Source organism: Archaeoglobus veneficus SNP6 (assembly GCF_000194625.1).
GTDB lineage: Archaea > Halobacteriota > Archaeoglobi > Archaeoglobales > Archaeoglobaceae > Archaeoglobus_C > Archaeoglobus_C veneficus.
In genome coordinates, this window is record NC_015320.1 from 1,355,829 (window position 1) to 1,379,212 (window position 23,384).

General features: G+C 48.0%; 23 protein-coding genes. 17 read left to right on the top strand and 6 right to left on the bottom strand.

The features are described from left to right. Window positions 1-109: 109 nt before the first annotated feature. The 5 genes from crcB to ARCVE_RS07590 all read left to right on the top strand — a co-directional run bounded on the left by crcB (window position 110) and on the right by ARCVE_RS07590 (window position 3,859). Entirely contained in the window at window positions 110-490 is a 381-nt protein-coding gene (gene crcB / locus ARCVE_RS07570) for a fluoride efflux transporter CrcB (RefSeq protein WP_013684187.1), read from the top strand. A 12-nt stretch (window positions 491-502) separates the two neighbouring features. Continuing rightward, window positions 503-835: a DUF190 domain-containing protein gene (locus ARCVE_RS07575; RefSeq protein WP_013684188.1), complete on the top strand. Its 333-nt coding sequence runs from the start codon at window positions 503-505 to the stop codon at window positions 833-835. Between the two features lie 63 nt (window positions 836-898). After that, window positions 899-2,470 (top strand): phosphoglycerate dehydrogenase, encoded by a 1,572-nt coding sequence (gene serA / locus ARCVE_RS07580; protein WP_013684189.1) that lies wholly within the window; start codon window positions 899-901, stop codon window positions 2,468-2,470. 140 nt (window positions 2,471-2,610) lie between these two features. Further along, complete coding sequence (locus ARCVE_RS07585) at window positions 2,611-3,033, top strand: AsnC family transcriptional regulator (protein ID WP_048086243.1); 423 nt, start codon at window positions 2,611-2,613, stop codon at window positions 3,031-3,033. Window positions 3,034-3,220: 187 nt separating this feature from the next. Then, window positions 3,221-3,859, top strand: coding sequence for an IS6 family transposase (locus tag ARCVE_RS07590; protein WP_013682893.1), 639 nt, complete (start codon window positions 3,221-3,223; stop codon window positions 3,857-3,859). Between the two features lie 37 nt (window positions 3,860-3,896). On the opposite strand, the gene ARCVE_RS07595 is transcribed toward ARCVE_RS07590, so the two are convergent. Further along, window positions 3,897-4,529, bottom strand: coding sequence for a phosphoribosyltransferase (locus ARCVE_RS07595; RefSeq protein ID WP_013684191.1), 633 nt, complete (start codon window positions 4,527-4,529; stop codon window positions 3,897-3,899). Window positions 4,530-4,603: 74 nt separating this feature from the next. On the opposite strand from ARCVE_RS07595, the gene ARCVE_RS11530 reads away from it, so the two are divergent. Both ARCVE_RS11530 and ARCVE_RS07600 read left to right on the top strand, forming a co-directional pair. Further along, complete coding sequence (locus tag ARCVE_RS11530; protein ID WP_013684192.1) at window positions 4,604-4,759, top strand: hypothetical protein; 156 nt, start codon at window positions 4,604-4,606, stop codon at window positions 4,757-4,759. Continuing rightward, on the top strand, window positions 4,752-6,128 hold the full coding sequence (locus ARCVE_RS07600; RefSeq protein WP_013684193.1) for a sodium:solute symporter family protein: 1,377 nt from the start codon (window positions 4,752-4,754) through the stop codon (window positions 6,126-6,128). The genes ARCVE_RS11530 and ARCVE_RS07600 overlap by 8 nt, the downstream gene beginning before the upstream one ends. Here ARCVE_RS07600 and prs read toward each other — a convergent pair. The 3 genes from prs to ARCVE_RS07615 form a co-directional block, all read right to left on the bottom strand. Then, window positions 6,102-6,956: a ribose-phosphate diphosphokinase gene (gene prs, locus ARCVE_RS07605; protein WP_013684194.1), complete on the bottom strand. Its 855-nt coding sequence runs from the start codon at window positions 6,954-6,956 to the stop codon at window positions 6,102-6,104. The genes ARCVE_RS07600 and prs overlap by 27 nt on opposite strands. Window positions 6,957-6,997: 41 nt before the next feature. After that, window positions 6,998-7,771, bottom strand: a complete 774-nt coding sequence (locus ARCVE_RS07610) for a slipin family protein (RefSeq protein ID WP_013684195.1) — start codon at window positions 7,769-7,771, stop codon at window positions 6,998-7,000. 70 nt (window positions 7,772-7,841) lie between these two features. Then, entirely contained in the window at window positions 7,842-9,317 is a 1,476-nt protein-coding gene (locus ARCVE_RS07615) for an acetyl-CoA carboxylase biotin carboxylase subunit (protein WP_013684196.1), read from the bottom strand. Between the two features lie 233 nt (window positions 9,318-9,550). Between ARCVE_RS07615 and ARCVE_RS07620 the strand changes: the two genes are divergently transcribed. From ARCVE_RS07620 to larB, 5 genes are all read left to right on the top strand, one after another. Continuing rightward, window positions 9,551-11,911, top strand: a complete 2,361-nt coding sequence (locus ARCVE_RS07620; RefSeq protein ID WP_013684197.1) for a DNA-directed DNA polymerase — start codon at window positions 9,551-9,553, stop codon at window positions 11,909-11,911. Between the two features lie 240 nt (window positions 11,912-12,151). Then, window positions 12,152-13,171, top strand: a complete 1,020-nt coding sequence (purC, locus tag ARCVE_RS07625; protein ID WP_013684198.1) for a phosphoribosylaminoimidazolesuccinocarboxamide synthase — start codon at window positions 12,152-12,154, stop codon at window positions 13,169-13,171. Then, the gene (gene carA / locus ARCVE_RS07630; RefSeq protein WP_013684199.1) at window positions 13,168-14,259 is read left to right on the top strand and encodes a glutamine-hydrolyzing carbamoyl-phosphate synthase small subunit; all 1,092 of its coding nucleotides are present in this window, start codon (window positions 13,168-13,170) and stop codon (window positions 14,257-14,259) included. The genes purC and carA overlap by 4 nt, the downstream gene beginning before the upstream one ends. Window positions 14,260-14,269: 10 nt before the next feature. Then, complete coding sequence (carB, locus tag ARCVE_RS07635) at window positions 14,270-17,500, top strand: carbamoyl-phosphate synthase large subunit (RefSeq protein WP_013684200.1); 3,231 nt, start codon at window positions 14,270-14,272, stop codon at window positions 17,498-17,500. Then, the gene (larB, locus tag ARCVE_RS07640) at window positions 17,484-18,212 is read left to right on the top strand and encodes a nickel pincer cofactor biosynthesis protein LarB (protein ID WP_013684201.1); all 729 of its coding nucleotides are present in this window, start codon (window positions 17,484-17,486) and stop codon (window positions 18,210-18,212) included. The genes carB and larB overlap by 17 nt, the downstream gene beginning before the upstream one ends. On the opposite strand, the gene ARCVE_RS07645 is transcribed toward larB, so the two are convergent. Continuing rightward, a complete protein-coding gene (locus ARCVE_RS07645; RefSeq protein ID WP_013684202.1) occupies window positions 18,187-19,173 on the bottom strand; it encodes a potassium channel family protein in 987 nt (328 codons plus the stop codon). The two genes, larB and ARCVE_RS07645, sit on opposite strands and share 26 nt — an antisense overlap. 52 nt (window positions 19,174-19,225) lie before the next feature. Between ARCVE_RS07645 and ARCVE_RS07650 the strand changes: the two genes are divergently transcribed. Then, window positions 19,226-19,432, top strand: a complete 207-nt coding sequence (locus ARCVE_RS07650) for a hypothetical protein (RefSeq protein ID WP_013684203.1) — start codon at window positions 19,226-19,228, stop codon at window positions 19,430-19,432. On the opposite strand, the gene ARCVE_RS07655 is transcribed toward ARCVE_RS07650, so the two are convergent. Further along, window positions 19,416-20,390, bottom strand: a complete 975-nt coding sequence (locus tag ARCVE_RS07655; protein ID WP_013684204.1) for a tetratricopeptide repeat protein — start codon at window positions 20,388-20,390, stop codon at window positions 19,416-19,418. The two genes, ARCVE_RS07650 and ARCVE_RS07655, sit on opposite strands and share 17 nt — an antisense overlap. 191 nt (window positions 20,391-20,581) lie before the next feature. On the opposite strand from ARCVE_RS07655, the gene ARCVE_RS07660 reads away from it, so the two are divergent. From ARCVE_RS07660 to ARCVE_RS07675, 4 genes are read left to right on the top strand one after another with little or no spacing between them, the layout of a single operon-like run. Next, window positions 20,582-21,115: a 2-oxoacid:acceptor oxidoreductase family protein gene (locus ARCVE_RS07660; protein ID WP_013684205.1), complete on the top strand. Its 534-nt coding sequence runs from the start codon at window positions 20,582-20,584 to the stop codon at window positions 21,113-21,115. Then, on the top strand, window positions 21,109-21,363 hold the full coding sequence (locus ARCVE_RS07665) for a 4Fe-4S binding protein (RefSeq protein WP_013684206.1): 255 nt from the start codon (window positions 21,109-21,111) through the stop codon (window positions 21,361-21,363). The genes ARCVE_RS07660 and ARCVE_RS07665 overlap by 7 nt, the downstream gene beginning before the upstream one ends. Further along, a complete protein-coding gene (locus tag ARCVE_RS07670) occupies window positions 21,360-22,493 on the top strand; it encodes a pyruvate ferredoxin oxidoreductase (RefSeq protein WP_013684207.1) in 1,134 nt (377 codons plus the stop codon). Before ARCVE_RS07665 ends, ARCVE_RS07670 begins: the two co-directional genes overlap by 4 nt. Continuing rightward, window positions 22,490-23,374: a thiamine pyrophosphate-dependent enzyme gene (locus ARCVE_RS07675; RefSeq protein WP_013684208.1), complete on the top strand. Its 885-nt coding sequence runs from the start codon at window positions 22,490-22,492 to the stop codon at window positions 23,372-23,374. Before ARCVE_RS07670 ends, ARCVE_RS07675 begins: the two co-directional genes overlap by 4 nt. Window positions 23,375-23,384 lie beyond the last annotated feature (10 nt).

Sequence of the window (23,384 nt, forward strand, 5' to 3'; positions counted from 1 at the left end):
CTACGTTGAATGTAATTTCTGCTTCGTATTTAACGGTTTCCTCAAACAATTCAGCTTTAAAGCCCACCATGGGGAAATGTATTAAAATCGGCAATGGTATGGCGCTGTAATGTACACTTGGCTTGCAGTTGGTCTTGGTGGATTTGCCGGAGCAATTTTGAGATACTACATAAGTGGATGGATGCAGAGCAGAACCTCCCTATTTCCCCTCGGTACCCTTTCAGTGAACTTCACTGGCTGTGTTCTTATTGGGCTGATAATGTATCTCTCCGAATACTGGGGGTTCTTCGACAGCGAGACGAGACTTTTCCTGACAATAGGTGTTCTCGGCTCATTCACGACAATGTCAACCTTCAGCTTTGAGACGTTCAAGATGCTGGAGAGTGGGGAATTCCTCCTGGCGCTTCTTTACACTTTCGGGACAATCAGTCTGTGTTTGCTCGGAGTGTATGTGGGCAAGCTTATTGCACTGAGTATATGGAGAACGTAAAGGGTGTCCGATATGAACGGAGAAGATGCCATCCTCCTGCGAATATACATAGGTGAATCGGACAGATACGGTGGAAAACCCCTGTACAAGTATCTGGTGGAGTTCTTCAAGGAGCAGGGTCTTGCTGGAGCAACTGTTTTCAGAGGCATCATAGGTTTCGGAAAAACGAGCATAATTCACACAACCTCGGTTCTCAGGCTATCAACAGACCTCCCTGTGGTTGTAGAGGTTGTAGACAGAAAGGACAAAATAGAAAAGATAAAACCAAAACTTGCTGAAATCGTGAAGGAGGGGTTGATTACCGAGGAGAGAGTCAAGGTAGTTTTCTACGAAGGAAACGAGTGAAGAGTCTTTCGGCCTTGTCACTCTAAAGCAAAAGTTTATAATCTCACTATTTTAGCTTGGGCGATGAAAGTCCTTGTCACCGATCCGATACCAGATGAAGCGATACAACGAATGCGCAGCGAGGGGCTGGAAGTTGACGTCAGGACGGGCATAAGCGAGGATGAACTCGTTTCGATAATACCGGAATACGAGGCACTCGTTGTGAGGAGCGGCACAAAGGTAACGAGGCGAGTTATTGAGGCGGCAAAGAAGCTCAGGATAATCGGAAGGGCTGGCGTGGGCGTTGACAATATAGACGTTCAGGCTGCAACGCAGCACGGCATAATCGTCGTAAACGCCCCTGGCGGTAATTCTGTTTCCACGGCTGAGCATACACTTGCTCTGATCCTCGCAGTCGCAAGGAGGATCCCACAGGCAGATAGAAGCGTCAAGGAGGGTAGATGGGAAAGAAAGAAGTTCATAGGTATGGAACTTAGGGGCAAAACCATAGGCGTCATAGGTCTCGGCAAGGTCGGATTCGAAGTTGCGAAGCGTGCAAAGGCTCTGGAAATGAACGTGCTTGCATATGACCCCTACATAAGCGAGGAAAGAGCCAAGGAAATTGGAGCGAAACTCGTGGACCTCGACGAGCTTCTGAAGAGTTCTGACATCGTGACGATCCATGTACCAAAAACAAAGGAGACTGAGGGACTGATATCCCGCGAGAAGATTGCCATCATGAAGGATGGAGCATATCTAATAAACTGCGCGAGAGGGGGACTTGTTGACGAAAAAGCACTGTACGATGCCCTGAAAGAGGGCAAGCTCGCTGGAGCTGCCCTGGATGTTTACGAGAAAGAGCCGCCCGATGCAAACAACCCGCTTTTCACCCTCGAAAATGTGGTTACCACTCCCCACCTCGGTGCATCGACGAAAGAGGCGCAGATAAGCGTCGGCATGACTGTTGCCAATGAAATCATCAACATGGCGAAAGGACTGCCCGTCAGAAATGCAGTAAACCTACCAAGTATGGATGCGAGAGAGTACGAGTACATCATGCCCTACCTCAAACTCGCGGAAAAAATGGGGAGGCTTGCAGCCTCCAGACTCAGGGCAGTTAGAAGCGTAAGAATTACATTCAGGGGGAGGCTCGCTGAAGTCAAGACGGAGTTCGTGACAAGGGCTCTGCTGAAGGGGCTTCTTGAGGGCATAGTGTCTAACATCAACCTCGTTTCTGCGCTTCCAGTAGCGAGAGAGCGTGGAATTGCTATCGAGGAAACGAGGGGTGATGTCGAGAGTTACGAGAGCCTTCTCGAGGCTGAAATAAGTAACGGTGAGCGCAGCATCAGCATAGCAGGTACATGCTTCGGCAGCGAGTACCGCATAGTCAGAATTGACCGCTACAAGGTGGACTTCGTGCCGGAAGGCCACTATGTGATTTCTCTTCACGAAGATAAGCCGGGAGTTATCGGCAGAGTTGGAACACTCTTCGGAAAGCACAACATAAACATCGCCGGTATGCTCGTAGGCAGGTACGGTGGGAGAGGTGGAGTGCAGCTAATGCTGCTTCTCGTTGATGACCCGCCAAGCGATGAAGTGCTCGACGAAATGGTCAAGCTCGATGGAATAATTGATGCCGTTTACGTCCACCTCTAATTTTTGTTTCATTTAATTTTTGTTATATGAATTATTCATGCACAATTCATTCCGGTCTATAATTCACAATTATCAACTCCATCACCACAGTTTTCTCAAAGTATATATACTATCAAAATCAACTTAGTGTGATGAGAAGAATCATAGATGCTAAAGATAGAAAGATTATCGAAATCCTGAAGGAGGATGCTCGAACCCCCTTCACAAGGATTGCGAAGGAGTTGGGTATTACCGAGGCTGCCGTGAGGAAGAGAGTCAAGAACCTCGAGGAGAGAGGAGTTATAAAAAAATACACGGTTGAAGTTGATGGCTCAAAGCTCGGGTACAATGTCACGGCTCTGACGGGCGTGGATACAGAGCCCGACAAATTTCTGGAAATAGCAAAGAAGCTCAAAGAGTATGATTTCACATATAACGTTTACATTACGAGTGGAGACCACATGATAATGACCGAAATCTGGGCCAAGGACAGAGAGGGGCTTATGAAAATTCTGGCAGAGATTGGAGGGCTCGATGGAGTTAAGAGAGTCTGCCCAGCCATCGTACTCGAGAAGATAAAGTAAGTAGAAACATTCTTCATGTATTAGAGTCAATAATTGCCAGTAGTAATACTGGCAATTGCAGTTAACATTTCGAGCCTGAGCGCTTCTGGTCGAAATGCTGAATGGAGCGGACATACAGACTTTGAGCAGAAGATGATGTATGTGGCAGTGTCAAAATAACAAAAAATAAATAACTAAGATACAACTTATGCAGCCTGCGCTAAGCCAGTTGGTAGATTACGTCAAGTCTACAAAAGTCTTTCGAAGGAACAGGAAAGATGTGGAACTTAAAATACTTGCAGCATTATTATACTTCTTTGGCCTTTCTTTGAGAAAAACAAGTGATTTTCTATCTTTATTCGAAGAAATAAGTCACGAATCTGTTAGGATTTACTACCATAGACTCAAAACAGTCTTAAAACAACCAGAAAAGAAGAAAAGAAGACTTGTTGCGATAGATGAAACAAAAATAAAACTGGAAAAGAAACAAATCTTTGTTTGGGCTGCTATAGACGTTGATACCATGGAATGCCTAGCTATATGGGCTTCTGGAGGAAGAGGAAGCTTTGAAGCTTACGTTTTCCTTAGAGAAGTTCTCAAGCATTGCGAAAACAAGCCAGAGATCGTTGTTGATAGAGGTTTCTGGTATCTGTGGGCTTTGAAAAGGTTAGGGCTGAGATACAGGCATGAAACGTTTGGTAGAAGAAATGCTGTAGAAGGATTCTTTTCGAGGTTTAAAGAGAGAACGAAGAGGTTCTGGAACAGATTTCCATTCAGGAGTTCTTTTGTCTCTGTACAGAGCTGGTTGGAGAGCTTTATGGCCTTCTACAACTACTGGAGGTGTTAACTTGACACTACCGATGTATGTAGCCGGTACGTAATTTCTACATGACGTCAACATCTTCGAGAGCCCGTAGAACATCTTCATCGCTCAGTTCTCGGAAGTCGTAGTAGTATTCGGCTACTGCAAAGGGTGAATACGCCTGGACGTTCAAAACTACCACCTCGTCCGCGTAGTCCTCAAGCAGTTCTACCGTGGTCTCAGGAGCGCAGGGGGCCGCAGCTATTATTTTTCCGGCGTTTTTATTTCTCAAAAGTTCTATTGCCGCAATAGCTGTGTATCCAGTAGCAAAACCATCGTCAACAAGTAGCACGGTTTTTCCATCCAGATCATGTATTTCACCCTCACCTTTTCTGTAAACGTTTACTCTCCTCTCTACTTCCTTCTTAACATTTTCAGCGATTCCCCATATCTCGTCATCGCTGAGACCGGTCCTGTTAACGATTTTCTTGTTGAGGTAAATGGAGCCGTCTTCTGCCACTGCCCCGAAGCCTGCTTCAGGGTTCAATGGTACCGGAAGCTTCCTAACGCCTACTATCAGAAGGGGTTTTCCCCTCTCTTTTGCAATTTCAGCTGCTACGATGACTCCACCCCGAGGTATCCCCGCAACGACATCGAAATCAACATCGAGCTTCGAAAGCTCTCTTCCCGCATGAGTTCTGTCACGATATATCATAATTAACTACATTGTCGGCATCATATAACAGTCTTTGCCAAAGCTTTTTTAAACCAGCTCCGAACATTAGTTCGATGAAGGTTGCAGAGGGCATTGCAGTCATCCTCGGAATGCTCGTTCCATTTACCTTCAAAAGCTACAGCCTTGCAGCCTACCTTTACTGGATAACCTTCACAACGGCGTATCTCATCTACGTGGCATTCACAACGAGGAGGTGGATCCGTGAATGAGTTCCACGCTTTGCTCGCCGCCTACGCCGTAGCAGGCACGGCAATAGCACTATACGCAAGGAAGTTAGGAGTAAAGGATCATGTTGATTTCTTCATAGCAGGGAGAAACGTCAGCGGAGTTATTTCCGCTTTAACATACGCGGCAACAACGTATTCCGCGTTCATGATGGTTGGTCTCGTAGGCTACACATATGCGAGCGGGGTTGGCGCGGCAGCATTCGAACTTTTCTACCTCGTCGGTACACTCTTCCTTCTTTCGACCTTCGCTCGTAAAATATGGCAGATAGCAAAAGACTACGAAATTGTCTCACCCGCGGAGCTCATAGGACACTTTCATGGTAGAAGTGCAGCCATCGCCGCAGCCCTCGTATCGCTTATCGCCCTCATACCTTACACATCCATTCAGATTATAGGCGTTTCTCTGCTTCTTGAAAAAACCGGAATCACATACACCAGCGCCGTCTTTGTAACTACTGCCCTTGTGGTGCTGTGGGCTCTGATAGGAGGTCTGAGAGGTGTTGCGTGGACTGATGCCGTGCAGGGAGGCGTTATGCTTTTTGCAGCAGTTGCAGCGGTACTCTGGGTATACCAGTGGGGCTTCTCGGACGTTTCCTTCATCTCAGAAGTTGAAAGGCTCGGTGAGCTTCTTGTGGTCCCCAACAGCTTCTGGACGCCCGCAAAATTCGCCGGCCTTACTGTTCCGTGGTTCTTCTTTGCCCTCACCAACCCACAGGTCGTGCAGCGCCTGTTCATCCCAAAAGACAGCAATGCCCTCAGAAAGATGATTCTGCTTTTCGGAGGCTTTGGACTCATCTACACCGTGCTCGTCACGTTCCTCGGATTAGAACTCAGGACGCTTACAGAGATAGGAAAATTCCCGCTCGTAAGCAATGCTGATGCGGTAACCCCAACCCTTCTAACGCTGATGCCCGGCTGGCTTTTCCTGCTCGTAGCGTTCAGCATACTCGCAGCAGCGATTACAACTGCGAACTCAATAGTACTGGCGCTGTCCTCCATCGTTTCGAGGGACATCGCAGGAGAAAAAGGCCTCGCTGTTGGTCAAGTAGCGGTTCTCGGCATCTCGATGGCTGTAGCTGTCTTCGCCCTGATGAGACCGGGCTACATAGTCGAGCTTGCAGTGCTGTCGTCCACAATTCTGCTCAGCCTGCTTCCTCCGACTCTCGCCATTCTCGGAGTCTTGCCTCTCGGAAGGCGCGCCGGAGCAATCACAATTCTGATGGGTACCTTTACTGCAATAATGCTAATGGCATTGCACATTACTCCTGCAGGGATTCCTGCATCTCTGTGGGTTCTGTTTGTCTCACTGGCCATCTATACAGCACTAACCTTCAAGCAGCGCTCTCGATAGAAGAGGTGCAACGCTAACGTAGCTTATGGGGCTTGGAACCGTATCCGTACCAACGACCTCTTCAGCTCCGTTTTCAAGTATTCTCCGGAGAGCGTCAGACGTCAAAACAGGATGCGTGCACATTACGTAGATTTTTCCGCAACCAGCCCTCTTCAGAACCTTGATTGCCTGCACGACGGTAGCGCCAGTGGAAATCATATCATCAACTATTATTACATCCCTCCCTTCGACATCTGCGGGAGCGGACTCGATTATGACATTCTCTGCATCGACCCTTATCTTCCTCATGTACCGATAATCTGCTCCGAGTTTTTCGGCAACTATTGATGCCCACCTGACCGCCTCCTCGTCCGGCCCAATCACTACAGGATCGCTGACGTCAAAGTTTCTCGCGTACTCTGCAAGTTCCTCCATCGCAGTCAGGTTTACGACTTCAAAGGGAAATTCATCCACCATCCTTTCAAGATGGAAATCAACGACGTACATACGGTCGATGCACGAGAAAATCCTTGCAATGATTCTGATAGGGAAAGCTTCGCCCCTAATCACTCTTTCCCTCGAGTAAGGAAAGTACGGAAACACGGCAAAAACTCTCTCTGCCCCATACTCCTTGAGCGTTTCCGCAAGGAATAAAGACTCCATTAACATCTCGTCGGGATTGTGGGCAAGAGAGTTCACAATTACTACATCCCCACGCACCTCGCCAGAGATCCTCACGTACTTTTCTCCGCTCGGCAATTTTTCGAGTTGTGCATATCCGAGCCTGAAGCCAGTGAGGCGAGACAGCTTTACCGCCATCAGACCCTGAGAACCAGGTATCAGCAGCATCGAGACACATTACAAAAAAAGAGATATTTAGTTTTTGTCAGTTAGTTTTTGTCAGTCTTGCGGGGAAAGTACTCGAGGAGTTCTACGGGTATGGGCAGAACGACTGTCGTACCCTGCTCCGAAGCAGCCTCGTTTATCGTTTGAAGAACTCTGAGCATCATTGCGCCCCTGCTTTGCGCCAGTATGTCTGCCGCTTCTCTGAGCTTAATTGCTGCTTGCAGTTCCGCATCGGCCCTGATTATCTTCGCTCTTCTTTCTCTCTCTGCCTCGGCCTGCATTGCCATTGCACGCTGCATCTCCTTCGGTAGTTCGACGTCCTTTATTTCTACGGCAGTAACCTTAATTCCCCACGGATTTGTCGCCTCATCGATAATCTGCTGGAGCTTGACGTTAAGCTTGTCCCTCTCCGAAAGCACCTCGTCGAGCTCAGCCTGACCTATCACGCTTCTGAGCGTTGTTTGAGCAATCTGGGCCGTGGCGAAGCGGTAGTCAAGGACTTCTGTTACAGCCTTTTCAGGATCGACGACGCGGTAATAAACCACTGCGTTGACCCTGACGGTAACGTTATCCCTCGTAACCACTTCCTGCGATGGAACGTCATACGTTGCCGTTCTCAGATCGACTATGACCATTGTTTCGAGGATTGGAATAACGAAGAAGAGTCCCGGCCCCCTCGCACCAACGAGTCTTCCAAGCCTGAAGATTACACCACGCTCGTACTCTTTCACGACTCTTATCGCCGAAAGGAGAAAGAGAATTACGACTGCGACCAGCCCTACGAATATCAGATTTACGTTAGCCGGTATTAAATCCATATCTCTACCTCGCACACGACCTATAAATACGTTTGGAGTGGTTCAAAAATGTAGATAGATCAGAGGAATGTTACTTGGCCATACTCTTTGCGTAGCAGAGGGCTGCAATCGTCGCAGCAACAACTTCCTCCTTTGTCAGCTCCTCTTCCCAGAATATCTCCGCTAGTTTCTTCTTCAAAGGCTGGAGCTCCTCTGTAATCTTCTTTATGCTCTCCTTTATGTTCTGCTCCTCTATGAACTTGGTGTGTGTTTCGCCTCTGACAAAAGCCTCGTTATGCATCACGGCCATGTGGAACGGTATATTCGTCTCAACGCCGTCTATTATGTAACCGTGCAGTGCTCTCCGCATTCGCTGGATCGCTTCCATTCTGTCGTTGCCCCAAACCGAGAGCTTTGAAATCATGGGGTCGTAGTAGGGCGTTATCTCGCAGCCCATGTGGATGCCGCTATCAACCCTGACACCAATACCGCCGGGGCTGCGATAGTGGACGATTACGCCCGTTTTTGGAAGGAACGTGATGGGATCCTCAGCGTAAATTCTGCACTCTATCGCATGCCCTCTGAATTCGACGTCTTCCTGCTCGTGCTGCAGAGGTTCTCCGTCGGCAATCCGAATCTGGTACTTCACAATGTCGATGCCCGTAATTAACTCGGTAATTGGATGCTCAACCTGAACACGGGTGTTCATCTCGAGGAAGTAGAACTCTCCTTCGTAATAGAGAAACTCCATGGTACCGGCGTTCGTATAGCCTATGTGCCTAGCACCTTTAACCGCAAGTCTGCCAATCTTCTCCCTCGTTTCTTCGTCAACGACTGGCGAGGGGGCCTCTTCTATAACCTTCTGGTGTCTGCGCTGAATGCTGCACTCCCTCTCGCCGAGATGTATGACGTTGCCGTGCTCATCTGCAAGAACCTGAAACTCAATGTGTCTCGGTTTTGGCATGTACTTTTCGATATAAACTGCCGGATCTCTGAAGTATTTCTCACCCAGTGTTTTAGAGCGATGGTATGCGGCTTCAAGCTCTTCTTCGGTCCATGCTATGGATATGCCAATGCCACCCCCACCGCCAGATGCTTTTATTGCTACAGGATAGCCTATTTTTTCAGCCCACTTGTACGCATCGTCGAGATTTCTTAATTCGGGGCTGCCAGGCACAACGGGCACGCCTGCCTCACTCATTAACTTCCTTGCGTTAAGCTTGGAGCCCATCGCTTCGATGACATCCGGCGACGGCCCTATGAACTTGATTCCTTCCTCCTCGCATCTCCTTGCGAACTCAGCATTCTCAGCGAGAAATCCATAACCAGGATGAATTGCTTCGCATTCTGCCTTCTTAGCGACCTCTATTATCTTGTCTATGTTGAGGTAGCTGTCCTTCGGCTCCGGCTTTCCTATCCAGTAAGCCTCATCAGCGTAAACACGATGGAACGACTTTTTGTCGGCGGTGCTATATACGGCAACCGTAGAAATGTCCAGCTCCTTGCAAGCGCGCATGATTCTTACCGCAATCTCACCCCTGTTGGCAACGAGTATCTTGCGGAACATCGCTGCTCGTTTGCCTCACAATTTAAATAATTTTTCAGGATTCATCACTCAGGGCAGAAGTTCTGGAAAGTGCATTAAAAGTAAGAGCAGGAATGTACTAACATAGGCACGGGCGTTGTGACAAGGAAGTACTAGACAATGATCCCCCAAAGAAGTGTTTTCAATTCGGCAACCATAACATACAAGAACTTAAGCGGATACCTTTTTAAGAGAACAGAGTAAGTGTTTGAGAGATGGTTGTAGTTGAAGGCTGGCTGCTCGACGCAGACTATATAACTGAGAACGGAAAAGCCGTAATTAGGCTGTGGTGTAAGGACGAGAAAGGAATTTTTGTAGCTTATGATCGCTCGTTTCAGCCTTACTTTTATGCAATAAAGGAGGAAGGAGTTACTGCCGAAGATATAATGAACTTAAAAATCCAGAAGAGAAAGGAAGTTATTTCTCCCGAGAGAGTTGAGGAAACTACCGCAAAAAATCTCGGTAGAGAGGTTGAGGTTTTCAAAATCTATGCAAAACACCCTCAGCACGTCCCAAAGCTTCGCGAAGCTGTTGGAGAACTCCTCGAAGTCAGGGAAGCGGACATACCATTTGCCTACCGCTACCTAATCGACAAGGATCTTGCGTGTATGGATGGAATAACCATTGAATGTGTGGAACGTACAGGCTCCTTCAGAAGTTATGAGGTTAAGAACGTCAAGAGAAATCCAAAAGATGATTTCCCAGAGTTGAAGATTCTCGCATTCGACTGTGAGATGCTTTCAGCCGTGGGTATGCCTGACCCGGAAAAAGACCCGATAATTGTTATTTCTGTTAAATCCGGCGATTTTGAGGACATAATTAACGGTGACGACGAAAGGGAAGTCCTGAAAAGATTCGTGAAAGCTGTGAAAGACATAGATCCAGACGTAATCGTCGGATACAACCAAGATAGTTTCGACTGGCCATACATAAAGAAGAGAGCCGAAAAACTCAGCGTGAGGCTGGACATAGGAAGAGACAGAAGCGAGCTTGCAATGAGAGGTGGAAGGCCGAAGATTGCTGGCAGGCTGAATGTTGACCTCTACGACATAGCGATGAGGAGCATCGATGTAAAGATAAAGAAGCTCGAGAACGTGGCCGAATTTCTGGGAACAAAGGTGGAGCTTGCAGACATAGAAGCGAAGGACATCTACAAGCACTGGACGAGGGGTGATAGAGAAGCCGTGCTGAGATACGCAAGGCAGGACGTGCTTAACACTTATTTCATAGCTGAAGAGCTACTGCCGATGCACTACGAGCTGTCAAGAATGATACGCATCCCCCTCGACGACGTCACAAGATGTGGAAGGGGCAAGCAGGTGGAATGGCTACTTATGAGTGAGGCGTACAAGCTTGGAGAACTCGCTCCGAATCCGAGAGAGGCTGGCGAAAAGTATGAAGGCGCGTTCGTGCTCGAGCCAGCAAGAGGATTGCACGAGAACGTAATCTGCCTCGACTTCGCCTCGATGTACCCCTCCATAATGATATCCTTCAACATAAGCCCCGATACCCTCGTAATAGGCAAGTGCGACGACTGCAATGTAGCTCCGGAAGTTGGGCATAAGTTCAGAAGAGAGCCCGACGGCTTCTTCAAGCGCATTCTGCGCATGCTGATAGAGAAGCGCAGGGAAATAAAGAAGATAATGAAGAAACTCGATAGAGAGAGCAACGAGTACAGGCTGCTCGACATTAAGCAGGCTACGCTCAAGGTTTTAACGAACTCATTCTACGGCTATACCGGCTGGAGTTTGGCGAGGTGGTACTGCAGAGAGTGCGCTGAAGCAACAACAGCGTGGGGGAGACATTTCATAAAGAAGTCTGCCCAGATCGCCAAAGAACTGGGTCTGGAAGTTTTGTATGGAGACACAGACAGTATATTCGTGAAGAAAAGCGGATTGAATCTTGAAGAGCTGAAGAAAGAAGTCAGAAAGCTCATAGGAAAGCTGAGAGAAGAGATGCCAATACTGATAGAGATAGACGAGTACTACAGCGCTATATTCTTCGTTGAAAAGAAGAGGTACGCAGGCCTGACGGCAGACGGAAGAATCGTCGTTAAAGGTCTGGAGGTAAGAAGGGGAGACTGGTGTGAGCTTGCAAAGAGGGTTCAGAAAAACGTTATTGAAATAATACTGAAGGATCGTGATCCAGAAAAAGCCGTAAACTACGTCAGAAAGGTTATCGAAGAGATAAAGAGTGGGAAGGTGCCGATAGAGGACTATATCATCTACAAAGGTCTCACGAGAAAACCGTCAAAGTACGAGAGTATGCAGGCTCACGTTAAGGCGGCAATGAAAGCTGCGAAAAAAGGGATCGTTTACACAATTGGTTCTAAAGTTGGTTTCGTCGTTTTAAAGGGGACGGGTAACATTGGAGACAGAGCTTTTCCGTCGGATCTGATAGAGGATTTCGACGGTGATAGCATTGTTGATGTTGACGGCAACCGCTACAAGCTTGACAAGGACTACTACATTGACAACCAGGTAATTCCAGTGGTGATGCGAATTCTCGAGAGATTTGGTTACAGCGAGTCGCAGATAAAAGGTAGAGAGCAGAAAACGCTTGATGCTTTCTGGTAGTAAGTTATCGCCAATTATCTAATTCTGTATCGACACAGAACCCATCTATCAAACAAATTTACTAACCACGATCGGTAGTTAATCTGGATTAAAGTCGCCAGCAAACGCTCAAGAGTGCAAATCGAAGCTAAATTTAATATATTTTTTCATTAAAATCGAAATAAGCATTTTAAAATAATGCGTATGCTCCGTCAAAGCACGAAAAAAGTTTATTAACACACCACTGCCAAAGGCAGCAGGATGGGCAGCGTAAAAGATTTGCAGGTTTTAAAAGAGCCTGAAAGGGATAACCTTGGGCTTGGGCGCTTCATTTTCTCCGATCGCTATTCAGTTTTCGATTATGGCGAGATGCCTGACAAAATAAACGGCAAGGGCGCGTCGCTCTGTCTGATTTCTGCCTACTTCTTCGAAAGACTTGAGAAAGAAAATGTAGCAAATCACTACGTTGGCATAGTTGAAGGCGATAAGGCGAAGAGGCTCGAAGAACTGGAAAGTCCAAGCAACATTATGGAAGTACAGCTTGTTAGGGTGATTAAACCACTAAAGGTAAACGGTTACGATTACAGCCCGATTAAAGCTGAAAAGGCCAATTACCTCATCCCCCTTGAAGTTATCTACCGTAACGTACTACCTGAAGGTTCAAGCGTGTTCAGAAGGCTGGAAAAAGGATTGATTACACCAGAGCAGCTTGGACTTGAAGGAATGCCAAAACCAGGACAAAAACTTGATAAGCCCATAATAGAGGCGAGTACGAAGCTTGAGAGCGAGGATCGCTACATTACCTGGGAAGAGGCAAAGGAAATCTCGGGATTGAGCGAAGAAGAAATCGAAGAGCTGAAGTCAATCACAATGAGTGTAAACGAGATTATCACGAAAGTGGTCTCAAAGGTCGGAATCGTGAACGAAGACGGAAAGCTCGAGTTTGCCTTCGACGAAAAAAGAAGGCTGATGGTGGTGGATGCAATAGGTACACCGGATGAGTGTCGCTTCAGTTTTGAAGGCATGCAGATAAGCAAGGAAGTTCTCAGGCACTACTACAGGAGAACGGACTGGTACAGAAGGGTTGAAGCTCTAAAAGGGCAGCCCGACTGGAGAGAGAAAGCTGGTACACCGCCCAGGCTTCCAGAGGAATTGAGGATGGCTGTGTCTGAAATGTACATGGCATGCTGCAATGAAATAACAGGCATCAGGTTTTTCGATGTTGACAGCCTTAAGGAAGTTGTCAAGAAGCTGAAAGAGTTGATGCAGGTGTCGGCATGAAAGAGGAAAGAATAAAGGCAGCCCTTGCAATAGAAGATGGAACATTCGTAGAAGGTTTTGGATTCGGAAGCGAAGGTGTGGCTGAAGGAGAGCTCGTTTTCAACACGTCAATGACAGGCTACGTTGAAGCCTTGACGGATCCAAGCTACGCCGGACAGATTCTCATGATGACATATCCTCTTATAGGCAATTATGGTGTTTGCAGGGATGATTTCGAGAGCGACGGAGTTAAGGTTGAGGGCTTTGTTGTGAGAGAGCTTTGCAAAAAACCCAGTAACTGGAGAAGTCAGCTGAGCGTTGACGAACTGCTGAAAGAGTATGGAGTACCAGGTATTGAAGGTGTCGATACGAGAATGCTGACGAAGAAGACGAGGATATACGGAGCGATGAAAGCTGTTCTTGCTGTTGGTGACTACGATAAAGAAGAATTGCTTAAAAGGGCAGTCGAGCAGCCCTCTATAACGGAACTCGACCTCGTCGATAAGGTGTGTGTTAGAGAACCGAAACGCATGGAGGCTGAAAAGGGCAAATACGAGGTTGTTCTCGTTGATTGTGGAATTAAGCTCAGCATAGCGAGGCAACTCGTGAAGAGGGGCGTTAACGTCACTCTTGTCCCTTACAATTACCCTGCAGAGAAAATACTCGAAATGAACCCCGACGGTGTTTTCATCTCGAATGGCCCCGGTGATCCGGCAAGGGTTAAACCCACAATCGAAACCATAAGAAAACTTGCAGGCAAGTTGCCAATGGCCGGAATATGCCTCGGCCACCAGCTTATTGGCTTAGCTATGGGGGCCAAGACTTTCAAGCTCAAATTCGGGCATCGTGGGGCGAACCAGCCGGTTAAGGACTTCGAGACTGGTAGGGTTTTCATATCGAGCCAGAATCATGGCTTTGCCGTAGATGACAAATCGCTCCCACCCAACATGGAAGTTACGCAGATTAACCTCAACGACCACACCGTCGAAGGTCTGAGGCATAAAGAGTACCCGCTGATGTGCGTCCAGTACCATCCCGAAGCTTCCCCAGGCCCGCACGATACGTACTTCTTCTTCGATCGGTTTGTGAAAATGCTCAGAGAGTATTAGGGGTGAAGAAATGCCTAAGCGTGAAGATATCAAAAAAATCATGGTCATAGGCTCCGGCCCGATAGTAATAGGGCAGGCTGCCGAGTTCGATTACTCTGGCAGTCAGGCGTGCAAGGCTCTGCGCGAAGAGGGCTACGAAGTTGTCCTCGTAAACTCGAACCCAGCGACGATAATGACTGATCCAGAGATGGCAGACAGAACGTACATCGAGCCGCTGACAGCCGACGTGGTTGCAAGAATAATCGAGCGTGAAACGCCAGATGCGTTGCTTCCAACCCTTGGTGGGCAGACAGCACTCAACATTGCTGTCCAGCTTGGAGAAATGGGCGTCCTCGATAAGTACGGCGTTGAGCTCATAGGAGCAAAGCTCGACGCAATAAAGAAGGCTGAAGACAGGGAGCTGTTCAAGGAATGCATGCATCGCATTGGTCTCGAGGTTCCGAGGAGCGATATAGCCAACGACATAAGTGAAGCCCTATCAATTGCAGAGGAGATCGGATACCCCGTCGTTGTGAGGCCTGCATTCACCCTTGGCGGGACTGGGGGAGGTATAGCGTACAACCGTGAAGAGCTGAAAGAAATCGCTGCTCATGGTCTTGAAATGTCCATGATAAACCAGGTTCTCATCGAAGAAGGTGTAATCGGCTGGAAGGAGTTCGAACTTGAAGTAATGAGAGATTTAGCCGATAACGTTGTGATAATCTGCTCAATTGAAAACTTCGACCCGATGGGCGTTCATACGGGAGATAGCATAACCGTTGCTCCGGCTCAAACTCTTACAGACTGGGAATACCAGCGTTTGAGAGACGCTGCAATAGATATAATCAGGGAGATTGGCGTAGAGACGGGAGGAAGTAACATACAGTTTGCCGTGCATCCTACAACCGAGCGCTTTGTTGCGATAGAGATGAATCCCCGTGTAAGCCGCTCATCTGCGCTGGCGTCTAAAGCTACTGGTTTTCCCATTGCAAAGATTGCTGCAAAGCTCGCAGTTGGCTATACTCTCGATGAAATACCCAACGACATAACGAAGGAGACGCCAGCGAGCTTCGAGCCAACGATTGACTACGTCGTCGTAAAGATTCCGCGCTTCGCCTTCGACAAGTTCCCCACAGCCGACCCGGTTCTCGGCAGCCAGATGAAGAGCGTCGGAGAAGTTATGGCAATAGGTAGAACGTTCGAGGAGGCTCTGCAGAAGGCGTTGAGAAGCCTCGAAATCGGACGCTACGGGCTTGGCAGCGACGGGAAGGATAAGGACGTTACGAGAGAGGAAATAATCAGAAAGCTTCGCTATCCGAATGCGCAGAGAGTGTTCTACATCCGCTATGCCTTACAGAAGGGGTTCAGTGTGGAGGAGATTTACGAGATAACAAAGATAGATCCCTGGTTTATCGAGAAAATCAAAAACATCGTAGAGATGGAAAAAGAACTGAAGGAGCTCGCTTCAAAGCATTCAATTGATGACGTTCCTCCTGAAATACTCAAAAAGGCGAAGAAGCTTGGATTTTCTGACGTGCAGCTTGCGAAGATATTCGGAGTTAGTGAGGTAGAAATCAGGAGAATAAGAAAGAGAGATGGGATTTCTGCGGTTTTCAAAATGGTCGATACGTGTGCAGCCGAATTCGAAGCAAAAACACCCTACTACTACTCAACGTACGAAGAGGAGAACGATGCAAAACCCACGGAGAAGCCAAAGGTAATGATCCTTGGCGGTGGGCCGAACAGAATAGGGCAGGGTATAGAGTTCGACTACTGCTGCTGTCACGCTGTCTTCAGCCTCAAGGAGGAAGGATACGAGACCATCATGGTGAACAACAATCCAGAGACTGTATCGACAGACTACGACACTTCTGACAGGCTCTACTTCGAGCCGATAACCCATGAAGACGTCATGAACATCTATGAGAATGAGAAACCAGAAGGCGTTATTGTTCAGTTTGGCGGGCAAACGCCGCTGAACATAGCTAAGCAGCTCGAAAGCAGCGGGGCAAAAATTCTCGGCACTTCGGTTGACTCGATAGACATAGCCGAAGATAGAGAAAGGTTCGCAGAGCTGTGCAACAGGCTCGGCATCCCACAGCCTGAGAACGGTATAGCGCACAGCATAGAAGAAGCAAAGGAAATCGCTGCGAGGATTGGCTACCCTGTTCTTGTCCGCCCGTCTTACGTTCTGGGCGGAAGGGCAATGGAGATAGTTTACGATGAGGAGACTCTGGAGCGCTACATAAGCGAGGCCCTCGAAGTCAGCCCGGAGAAGCCAATCCTCATAGACAAGTTCCTCGAGGACGCAATAGAGGTTGAAGTTGATGCGCTTTGTGATGGCGAAGAAGTTGTTATCGGAGGCATAATGGAGCATATAGAGGAGGCCGGTGTGCACAGCGGTGATTCTGCTTGTGTTTTACCGCCCGTATCGCTTTCTCAGGACATAATAGACAGAATCGTGGACTACACAAGAAAAATGGCCCTCGAGCTGAACGTTGTAGGGCTTATAAACATACAGTATGCTGTCAAGGATAACATCGTCTATGTGCTTGAAGCAAATCCGAGGGCAAGCAGAACCGTCCCCTTCGTCAGCAAGGCTACGGGCATACCTCTCGCAAAGATAGCTGCAAAGCTTATGACAGGCAAAAAGCTGAAGGAGCTTGGCGTTAAGGAAAGACTCAACTTAAAGCATGTTGCAGTGAAAGAGGCAGTATTCCCGTTCATCAAGCTGCCGGGTGTCGATCCCGTCCTCGGCCCGGAGATGAAATCAACTGGAGAGGTCATGGGAATAGACTATGATTTCGGCGTTGCGTACTACAAGGCCGAACTTGCTGCAGGCATGCGTTTACCAACTGAAGGGACGGTATTCATCAGTGTAAAGAAAGAAGACAGGGAAAGAGTCCTGCCCGTTGCGAAAAAGCTCGCAGAACTCGGATTTAAGATCATCGCAACCAACGGAACCGCAAACTTCCTGAGGGCGAATGGAATCGATGCTGAGATAGTAAACAAGGTGAGTCAGGGCAGGCCCAATATACTGGATGTAATAATAAACAGGCAGGTAGACCTCATAATAAACACGCCAAGTGGTAAGAGGGGCAAAACTGAGGGCTATATGATACGCAGGGCAGCAGTTGATCACAACATACCATACATTACGACGGTTTCGGGAGCCATAGCAGCAGTGAAGGGCATCGAGGCGATAAAGAACGCGCAGATGACCATAAAGTCAATCCAAGAATACCATGAAGAGGCCGTATGAGCGGCCAGGCAGAAACGAGCTGGAAGATATCGAGGAGTTCGCAAAGATAGACCACGGTAGACACTCGAGAGCCGGTAAGCCTGAAGCAGTTTTTGCAGAGTTCAAAACGCCGGAAGAAGTCGTCAGAATTGTGAAAGCCCAGATTGAAAGGTGTGGTGAGTCTCTCGTAACGAGGGCGAGCAGCGAGCACATCGAGGCCATCCTTAAGGAGTTCTCCGATTGCGACGTTAAGGTCAACAGGAAGGGTAGGGTCGTTGCAATAAGAAGACGTTTGAAGGAGTATTCTGCAGAATCCAGACCAGTCGGAAAGGTGGCAATTCTAACTGCAGGAACGTCTGACATTCCCGTTGCAGAGGAGGCTGCCGCCACGGCAGAGTTTCTTGGCATGGAAGTGTTGAAGTTCTACGACGTCGGCGTTGCGGGTATCCACCGCCTCATCGAGCCTGTAAAGAAGATAAGAGAGGCGAAAGTAGATGCAGTTATAGCCATTGCTGGAATGGAGGGTGCTTTGCCGTCAGTTGTTGCAGGGCTTGTTGACAGACCTGTAATTGCTGTCCCGACTTCTATTGGATATGGTGTGAATCTAAACGGATTGACCACGCTCTTTGCAATGCTGCAGAGTTGCTCTTCAGGCGTGGCAGTCGTCAACATAGACAACGGGTTCGGTGCTGCCGTTTTCGCATACCTCATCGCGAGGACTGCGAGGCTTTAGCCACGAGTTTTTCAAGCTTACCGAGATTCCCCTCCTTCCCCAGCACGTACAGCACGTCCTCAAGCTTAAGAACCGTGTCCGGATCGGGGAAAATTACCTCTCCGTTTCTCTCTATGGCCACCACGATACACCCAGTCAGTTTTCTCAGATTCGTATCCCTCAAACTCTTCCCTGCAAACTCATTATTCCTGAGAACAATTTTCTCAAGCATGAGTGTACCCTGCCTTCCTATTATCTCTATGAAATCTGCTGCTGTAGGTCTCTGGACTGCTACGGCAACCTTTTTTGCAGCATCTCTATAGGGGGACAACAGCATGTCGACTCCAACCCTTCTCAACTTCTTCTCACTGGCAGGCGTTCTGAGGACAGAAATTGTGAATATCTCAGGGTTCATGTCTTTTGCAACCATTACAGCAAAGGCATTTGCTGAATCTCGCTCCATGCATACCACTAAACACCTCGCCCGTCTAACTCCTGCTTTCTCCAGAACTTCCTCTTCGGTGGCATCACCTTGAACAGCCAAAAATCCATTTTCCCTTGCTATGGTAACTTTGTTCGGGTCGAGGTCGATTACAACGACTTTATCCTTTGAGAACTCCTTGGATATCTCCATACCCATCTTGCCGTAACCGCACACGATGACGTGATTTGAAATCTTTTCAAGCAATTTTTTCCACCTCTCACTTCTTCTTTCAATTAAAACTGGAATTACCGCGTCAATGGAGTAAAGAAAGAGACCAACACCAAAAACCATTAGAAACATCGAAAGTACCCTTCCAGCAGCGCTGAGCTCACCAACTTCTCGATAACCAGTTGTCGTTATAGTAAGCACAGTCATGTACAGGCAGTCGAAGAGGGGCCACCCTTCAATGAAATAATAACCAAGGGTGCCGAAAGTCGTAACGGCTATTAAGAGCAGAATCAGGATGACGATTCGTCTTTCAAGGTTGTTGTAGTTCATTAAACGAAGTTGGTTGCAAATAACTTAAAATTTTGGCGATTAAGATAATGATGTGAAGTTTGATGCCGAAACGATTGCTATGCTGAGGGTGTTACTTGCTGGAATATGGATAAAAACCATAGGATATATGACTGTAGGGGCAGGAATCTTCCTTGCCCCCGTGAGCAGAGCAGCCCAGTTGATTATTGCATTCGGGTTCGTTCTCGTTGCAGTTGGATGGAGTCTTGTTTACAGAGCACTTGTTATGTCGAGGCGGTAGATTCCTTCGCCTTCTCCCTGTAAGACCTTTCAATTTTGTTGTAGAGGTCCTTCGCCATCTCGTAGTACTTCGCCGCTTCGTCAAACTTCATCATGTCGTTGTACATTGTTCCGAGGTAGCCGTAGGTGTCCGCAACGTACTTGAGCAGCTTTTCATCCTCACTCGACAGCTTCTCAAAGATTTCGAGAGCCTCCCTGTGGTACTTTTCAGCTTTATCAAACCTGCTCAGTTTTCTGTAGAGTACGCCCATGTTGTTAAGGAGTACGCCAAGCTGGGGTAGAAAGTTCTCGTTTTCCTTTGCGAGCTTTCTGAGAATATCTTCACCCTCTTTGTAGTACTTTTCAGCAATATCGAGTCTCTTCGTCCTCGTGTAAAATACTCCGGCGTTATACAATGTTTCTGCAAGCTCCGCTTCGTTTCCAGCACTCTTTCTTATCTCAAGAGCCCACACCAGATACTTCTCTGCCTCATCGTTCCTCTTCAAGTCCATATAGAGCACAGCAAGTTCATTGAGCACATCTGCAAGCATCGGAAGGTAACTTTCGTCCTTTTCTGAGAGTTCTTTGAGTATTTTTTCAGCCTCTTTGAAGATTTTCTCAGCCTTATCCTTCATTCTCATCTGGTAGATTGCTCTCCCTCCACTAATCAGGAATCTTGCTTCGAGGTCGGGTATACCGAGTCTCCTGCAAAGCTTGGCAGCAGTAAGTGAAGAAACAGCCAGATTTGATATGTCCTCTTCGCCAGCCTTCCCCTCTGAGAGGTAGGAGAAGTGTGAGAAGTAAACGAGGAGAAGCAGATTCTTCCACTCTTCGTCAATGTTCGCAACGCACATCGGGTCGGCAAACAGATTTACTGCAACCTTCCTAATCTCTTCCGGGGCGCTTGTTGTTATCACATCTATTGCACTCAGAGGTGTACCTTTCCTGACCATATCAATTATTTCACTCACAACATCCATACTCCGGACTTTGGAAGTAAGTATTTAAAGATAACCTTTTATTTTTTAACGATAAAACGTAGTGTTTTTCCCATGTTTATCGGTGTGAATTTCCAGTGTGACCAACCACCACCTGTGCTACGCCCTATCAAATTTATAATGGTAAATCTTTTAAAACCACAACTCGCTCAGAAGCCCTAAAAGGTGATAACTTGCTGACAGAAGTGATGATTCTCAGTTTTGGAGGTCAGGGTGGTGTAACGGCTGCAAGAATTCTCGCTCTCGCTGCAGTAAGCGAGGGAATGTACGCACAGGCCATTCCACAGTTCGGAGCGGAGAGAAGAGGTTCCCTTGTCAGGAGCTATCTCAGACTATCTGACAGGCCAATAAGAAGGCATTCTTCCATAAAAAAGGCAGATGTGCTGGCCATATTTGCCGAGAAGATTCTTGGTATAGTTAATGCGAATGAGTTCATCAGGGATGGGGGAATTGCTATTCTGAACGCAAAGCAAGGCATTGCAGAGAAAAACTACTGCGTTAATGCTGCTGACATTGCTCTGAGCCTTAATCTTGTGGCTGCAGGCTGGCCAATCGTGAACACTGCAATGGCAGGGGCCATGGCAAAGCCCCTCGGGCTGTCAATAGACTCGGTGATAGAAGCCATAAAGTCAACGTTCCCCGGAGAACTCGCCGAAGTAAACGCAAAAGCAGCAGAAATTGCCTACAGGGAGGTGAGGCAGTGCTAAAGATAGACTGCTTGCTGGCAAAACCTTCAAAGGGGTCTGCAGGCAAAACCGGACTGTGGAGGACGTTCAAACCAATATACAACCCTGAAAAATGCAACCACTGTCTGCTCTGCTGGCTTTACTGTCCCGAAAACGCAATAGAGGTCAACGATGAAGAGGTAAAGATCGACTATGAGTACTGTAAGGGCTGCGGAATATGTGCAAAGATATGTCCCAAGAAAGCATTAGAAATGGAGGAGGAAGAATGAGGACTCTTTTAACCGGAAACTATGCAGTTGCTGAAGCTGTAAAGCTTTCAAGGGCGAAGGTCATTGCTGCTTATCCAATAACCCCCCAAACCACAATAGTCGAAAAGCTTGCGGAGATGGTTGAGAAGGGAGAGCTCGACGCAGAGTTTATACGTGTCGAATCGGAGCATTCAGCCCTTGCAGCCGTTTACGGAGCCGCTGCTGCCGGACTCCGCACATTCACCGCAACCTCGAGCCACGGGCTGCTCTACCTGTACGAAATGGTGTGGTGGGTTGCAAACGCCAGGCTGCCCCTTGTAATGGCAGTGGTAACGAGAACAATAGGCCCACCGTGGAACATCCATACAGATCACACGGACCTGCTAACGATGCGCGATTCTGGCTGGATAATCTCGATGGCAGAAAACGTGCAGGAAGCTTTTGATTTGACTATACAGGGCTTCAGGATAAGTGAAGAAGCTGAACTTCCCTTCGTTGTGGGAATGGATGCTTTTCAGCTCAGCCACACCGCTGAAGTTATTGATCTGCCGTCTCAGGAAGATGTCGATAAATGGCTGCCTGAAAGAAAGCAGTCTTACAAAATTGAGCCCAACAACCCCGTAACAGTCGGAAGCATCGGGCCAAACGAGTACACGGCAAAGCTGAGATACGACATGGCCAAAACCATAGAGAGCTCAAAAGAACTCATACGGAAAGCCGACGAAAGCTTCGGCAAGACCTTTGGCAGAAGCTACGGAGGGCTCGTTGAAAGCTACGAACTCGACGATGCTGAGTACGTGGTTGTGATGGCCGGAGCATGGTGCGGGGATGCGAAGGATGCGATAGACAGGCTCAGAGCCGAAGGTCTGCCAGTTGGTATGCTGAGGCTCAGATACTTCAGACCCTTCCCCAGAGAAGAACTGGAAGAACTCGAAGGAAGGAAAGTTCTCGTCGTTGACAGGGCGTTCTCCATGGGTCACATGGGCATTCTCGGCATGGAAGTCTCTTCAGTCATTAACAACGTAACCAACGTCATTGCGGGAATAGGCGGCGTGGACGTAGGAGTTGAGGATTTCGAGGCGATGTTCAGGAGGTTTGCGAAAGGAGAGCTTCAAAGGGTTGAGTGGTGGCCAAAGGAGGTGTTCTCATGAAAATCAGCGAGCTTCCAAGAGAGAGCATATTGCTGCCCGGAAATCCATCCTGTCAGGGCTGTCCGCATGGTCTTGGGCTGAGAGCTTTAGGAATGGCCCTCGAAAACATCGTCCTTGTTATACCCGCTGGCTGTACCACCATCATATCGGGAATACACCCGAAGGCGTCCTTTAACGTGCCTGTCCTGCATGTCCCGTTTGCTTCAGCCGCTGCGGTAGCATCTGGTTTGGCAGCAGCATACAGGCAGGAAGGCATTGATGCGAACGTCGTCGTCTGGATGGGGGATGGCGGAGCAGACATAGGCTTCGCCACGCTGAGTGGGGCTGCTGTAAGGAACGAAGACATCATAGTCGTCGTGAGCGACAACGAAGCGTACATGAATACGGGAATTCAGTCCAGCGGTACGACTTTCTGGAAGGCAAAAACCACAACTTCACCAGGAGGAAAGAGCGAAGAGAAGAAGGATCTCGCCACAATAATGCTCATGCACCGCGTTCCTTACGTTGCAACTGCGAGTGTTGGCTACCTGCCGGATTTCATTGAGAAGCTGAGGAGGGCTTCGGAAATAAAGGGATTCAGATTCATACATCTCCACAGTCCATGTCCGCCGGGCTGGCGATTTGACAGTTCGAGAACTGTTGAAATTGCGAGACTTGCAGTGAAGAGTGGAGCATGGGTGTTGTGGGAGTACGACGGCAGGTTCAGCATTTCAACGCCAAGCAAGCCTTACAAGAACGAAGAAAGGGGGGCGCCGCTTGAAGAGTACATTAAAGCACAGGGGAGGTTCAAGGGCATAAAGCCAGAAGATATCGAAGAGATAAGGAGAAAAATCGAGAAGCAGTGGAGGCTGCTGCTATCTTTTGAGGAGACTTTTAGATAAATAGTGCCTA

Coding starts and splice junctions, on each gene's coding strand:
- purC (WP_013684198.1), top strand. CDS start 12,152: ATGGGCAGCGTAAAAGATTTGCAGGTTTTAAAAGAGCCTGAAAGGGAT.
- larB (WP_013684201.1), top strand. CDS start 17,484: ATGAAGAGGCCGTATGAGCGGCCAGGCAGAAACGAGCTGGAAGATATC.
- ARCVE_RS07590 (WP_013682893.1), top strand. CDS start 3,221: ATGCAGCCTGCGCTAAGCCAGTTGGTAGATTACGTCAAGTCTACAAAA.
- ARCVE_RS11530 (WP_013684192.1), top strand. CDS start 4,604: ATGAAGGTTGCAGAGGGCATTGCAGTCATCCTCGGAATGCTCGTTCCA.
- ARCVE_RS07610 (WP_013684195.1), bottom strand. CDS start 7,771: ATGGATTTAATACCGGCTAACGTAAATCTGATATTCGTAGGGCTGGTC.
- carB (WP_013684200.1), top strand. CDS start 14,270: ATGCCTAAGCGTGAAGATATCAAAAAAATCATGGTCATAGGCTCCGGC.
- crcB (WP_013684187.1), top strand. CDS start 110: ATGTACACTTGGCTTGCAGTTGGTCTTGGTGGATTTGCCGGAGCAATT.
- ARCVE_RS07675 (WP_013684208.1), top strand. CDS start 22,490: ATGAAAATCAGCGAGCTTCCAAGAGAGAGCATATTGCTGCCCGGAAAT.
- ARCVE_RS07645 (WP_013684202.1), bottom strand. CDS start 19,173: ATGAACTACAACAACCTTGAAAGACGAATCGTCATCCTGATTCTGCTC.
- ARCVE_RS07595 (WP_013684191.1), bottom strand. CDS start 4,529: ATGATATATCGTGACAGAACTCATGCGGGAAGAGAGCTTTCGAAGCTC.
- carA (WP_013684199.1), top strand. CDS start 13,168: ATGAAAGAGGAAAGAATAAAGGCAGCCCTTGCAATAGAAGATGGAACA.
- ARCVE_RS07670 (WP_013684207.1), top strand. CDS start 21,360: ATGAGGACTCTTTTAACCGGAAACTATGCAGTTGCTGAAGCTGTAAAG.
- ARCVE_RS07575 (WP_013684188.1), top strand. CDS start 503: ATGAACGGAGAAGATGCCATCCTCCTGCGAATATACATAGGTGAATCG.
- prs (WP_013684194.1), bottom strand. CDS start 6,956: ATGCTGCTGATACCTGGTTCTCAGGGTCTGATGGCGGTAAAGCTGTCT.
- ARCVE_RS07620 (WP_013684197.1), top strand. CDS start 9,551: ATGGTTGTAGTTGAAGGCTGGCTGCTCGACGCAGACTATATAACTGAG.
- serA (WP_013684189.1), top strand. CDS start 899: ATGAAAGTCCTTGTCACCGATCCGATACCAGATGAAGCGATACAACGA.
- ARCVE_RS07615 (WP_013684196.1), bottom strand. CDS start 9,317: ATGTTCCGCAAGATACTCGTTGCCAACAGGGGTGAGATTGCGGTAAGA.
- ARCVE_RS07655 (WP_013684204.1), bottom strand. CDS start 20,390: ATGGATGTTGTGAGTGAAATAATTGATATGGTCAGGAAAGGTACACCT.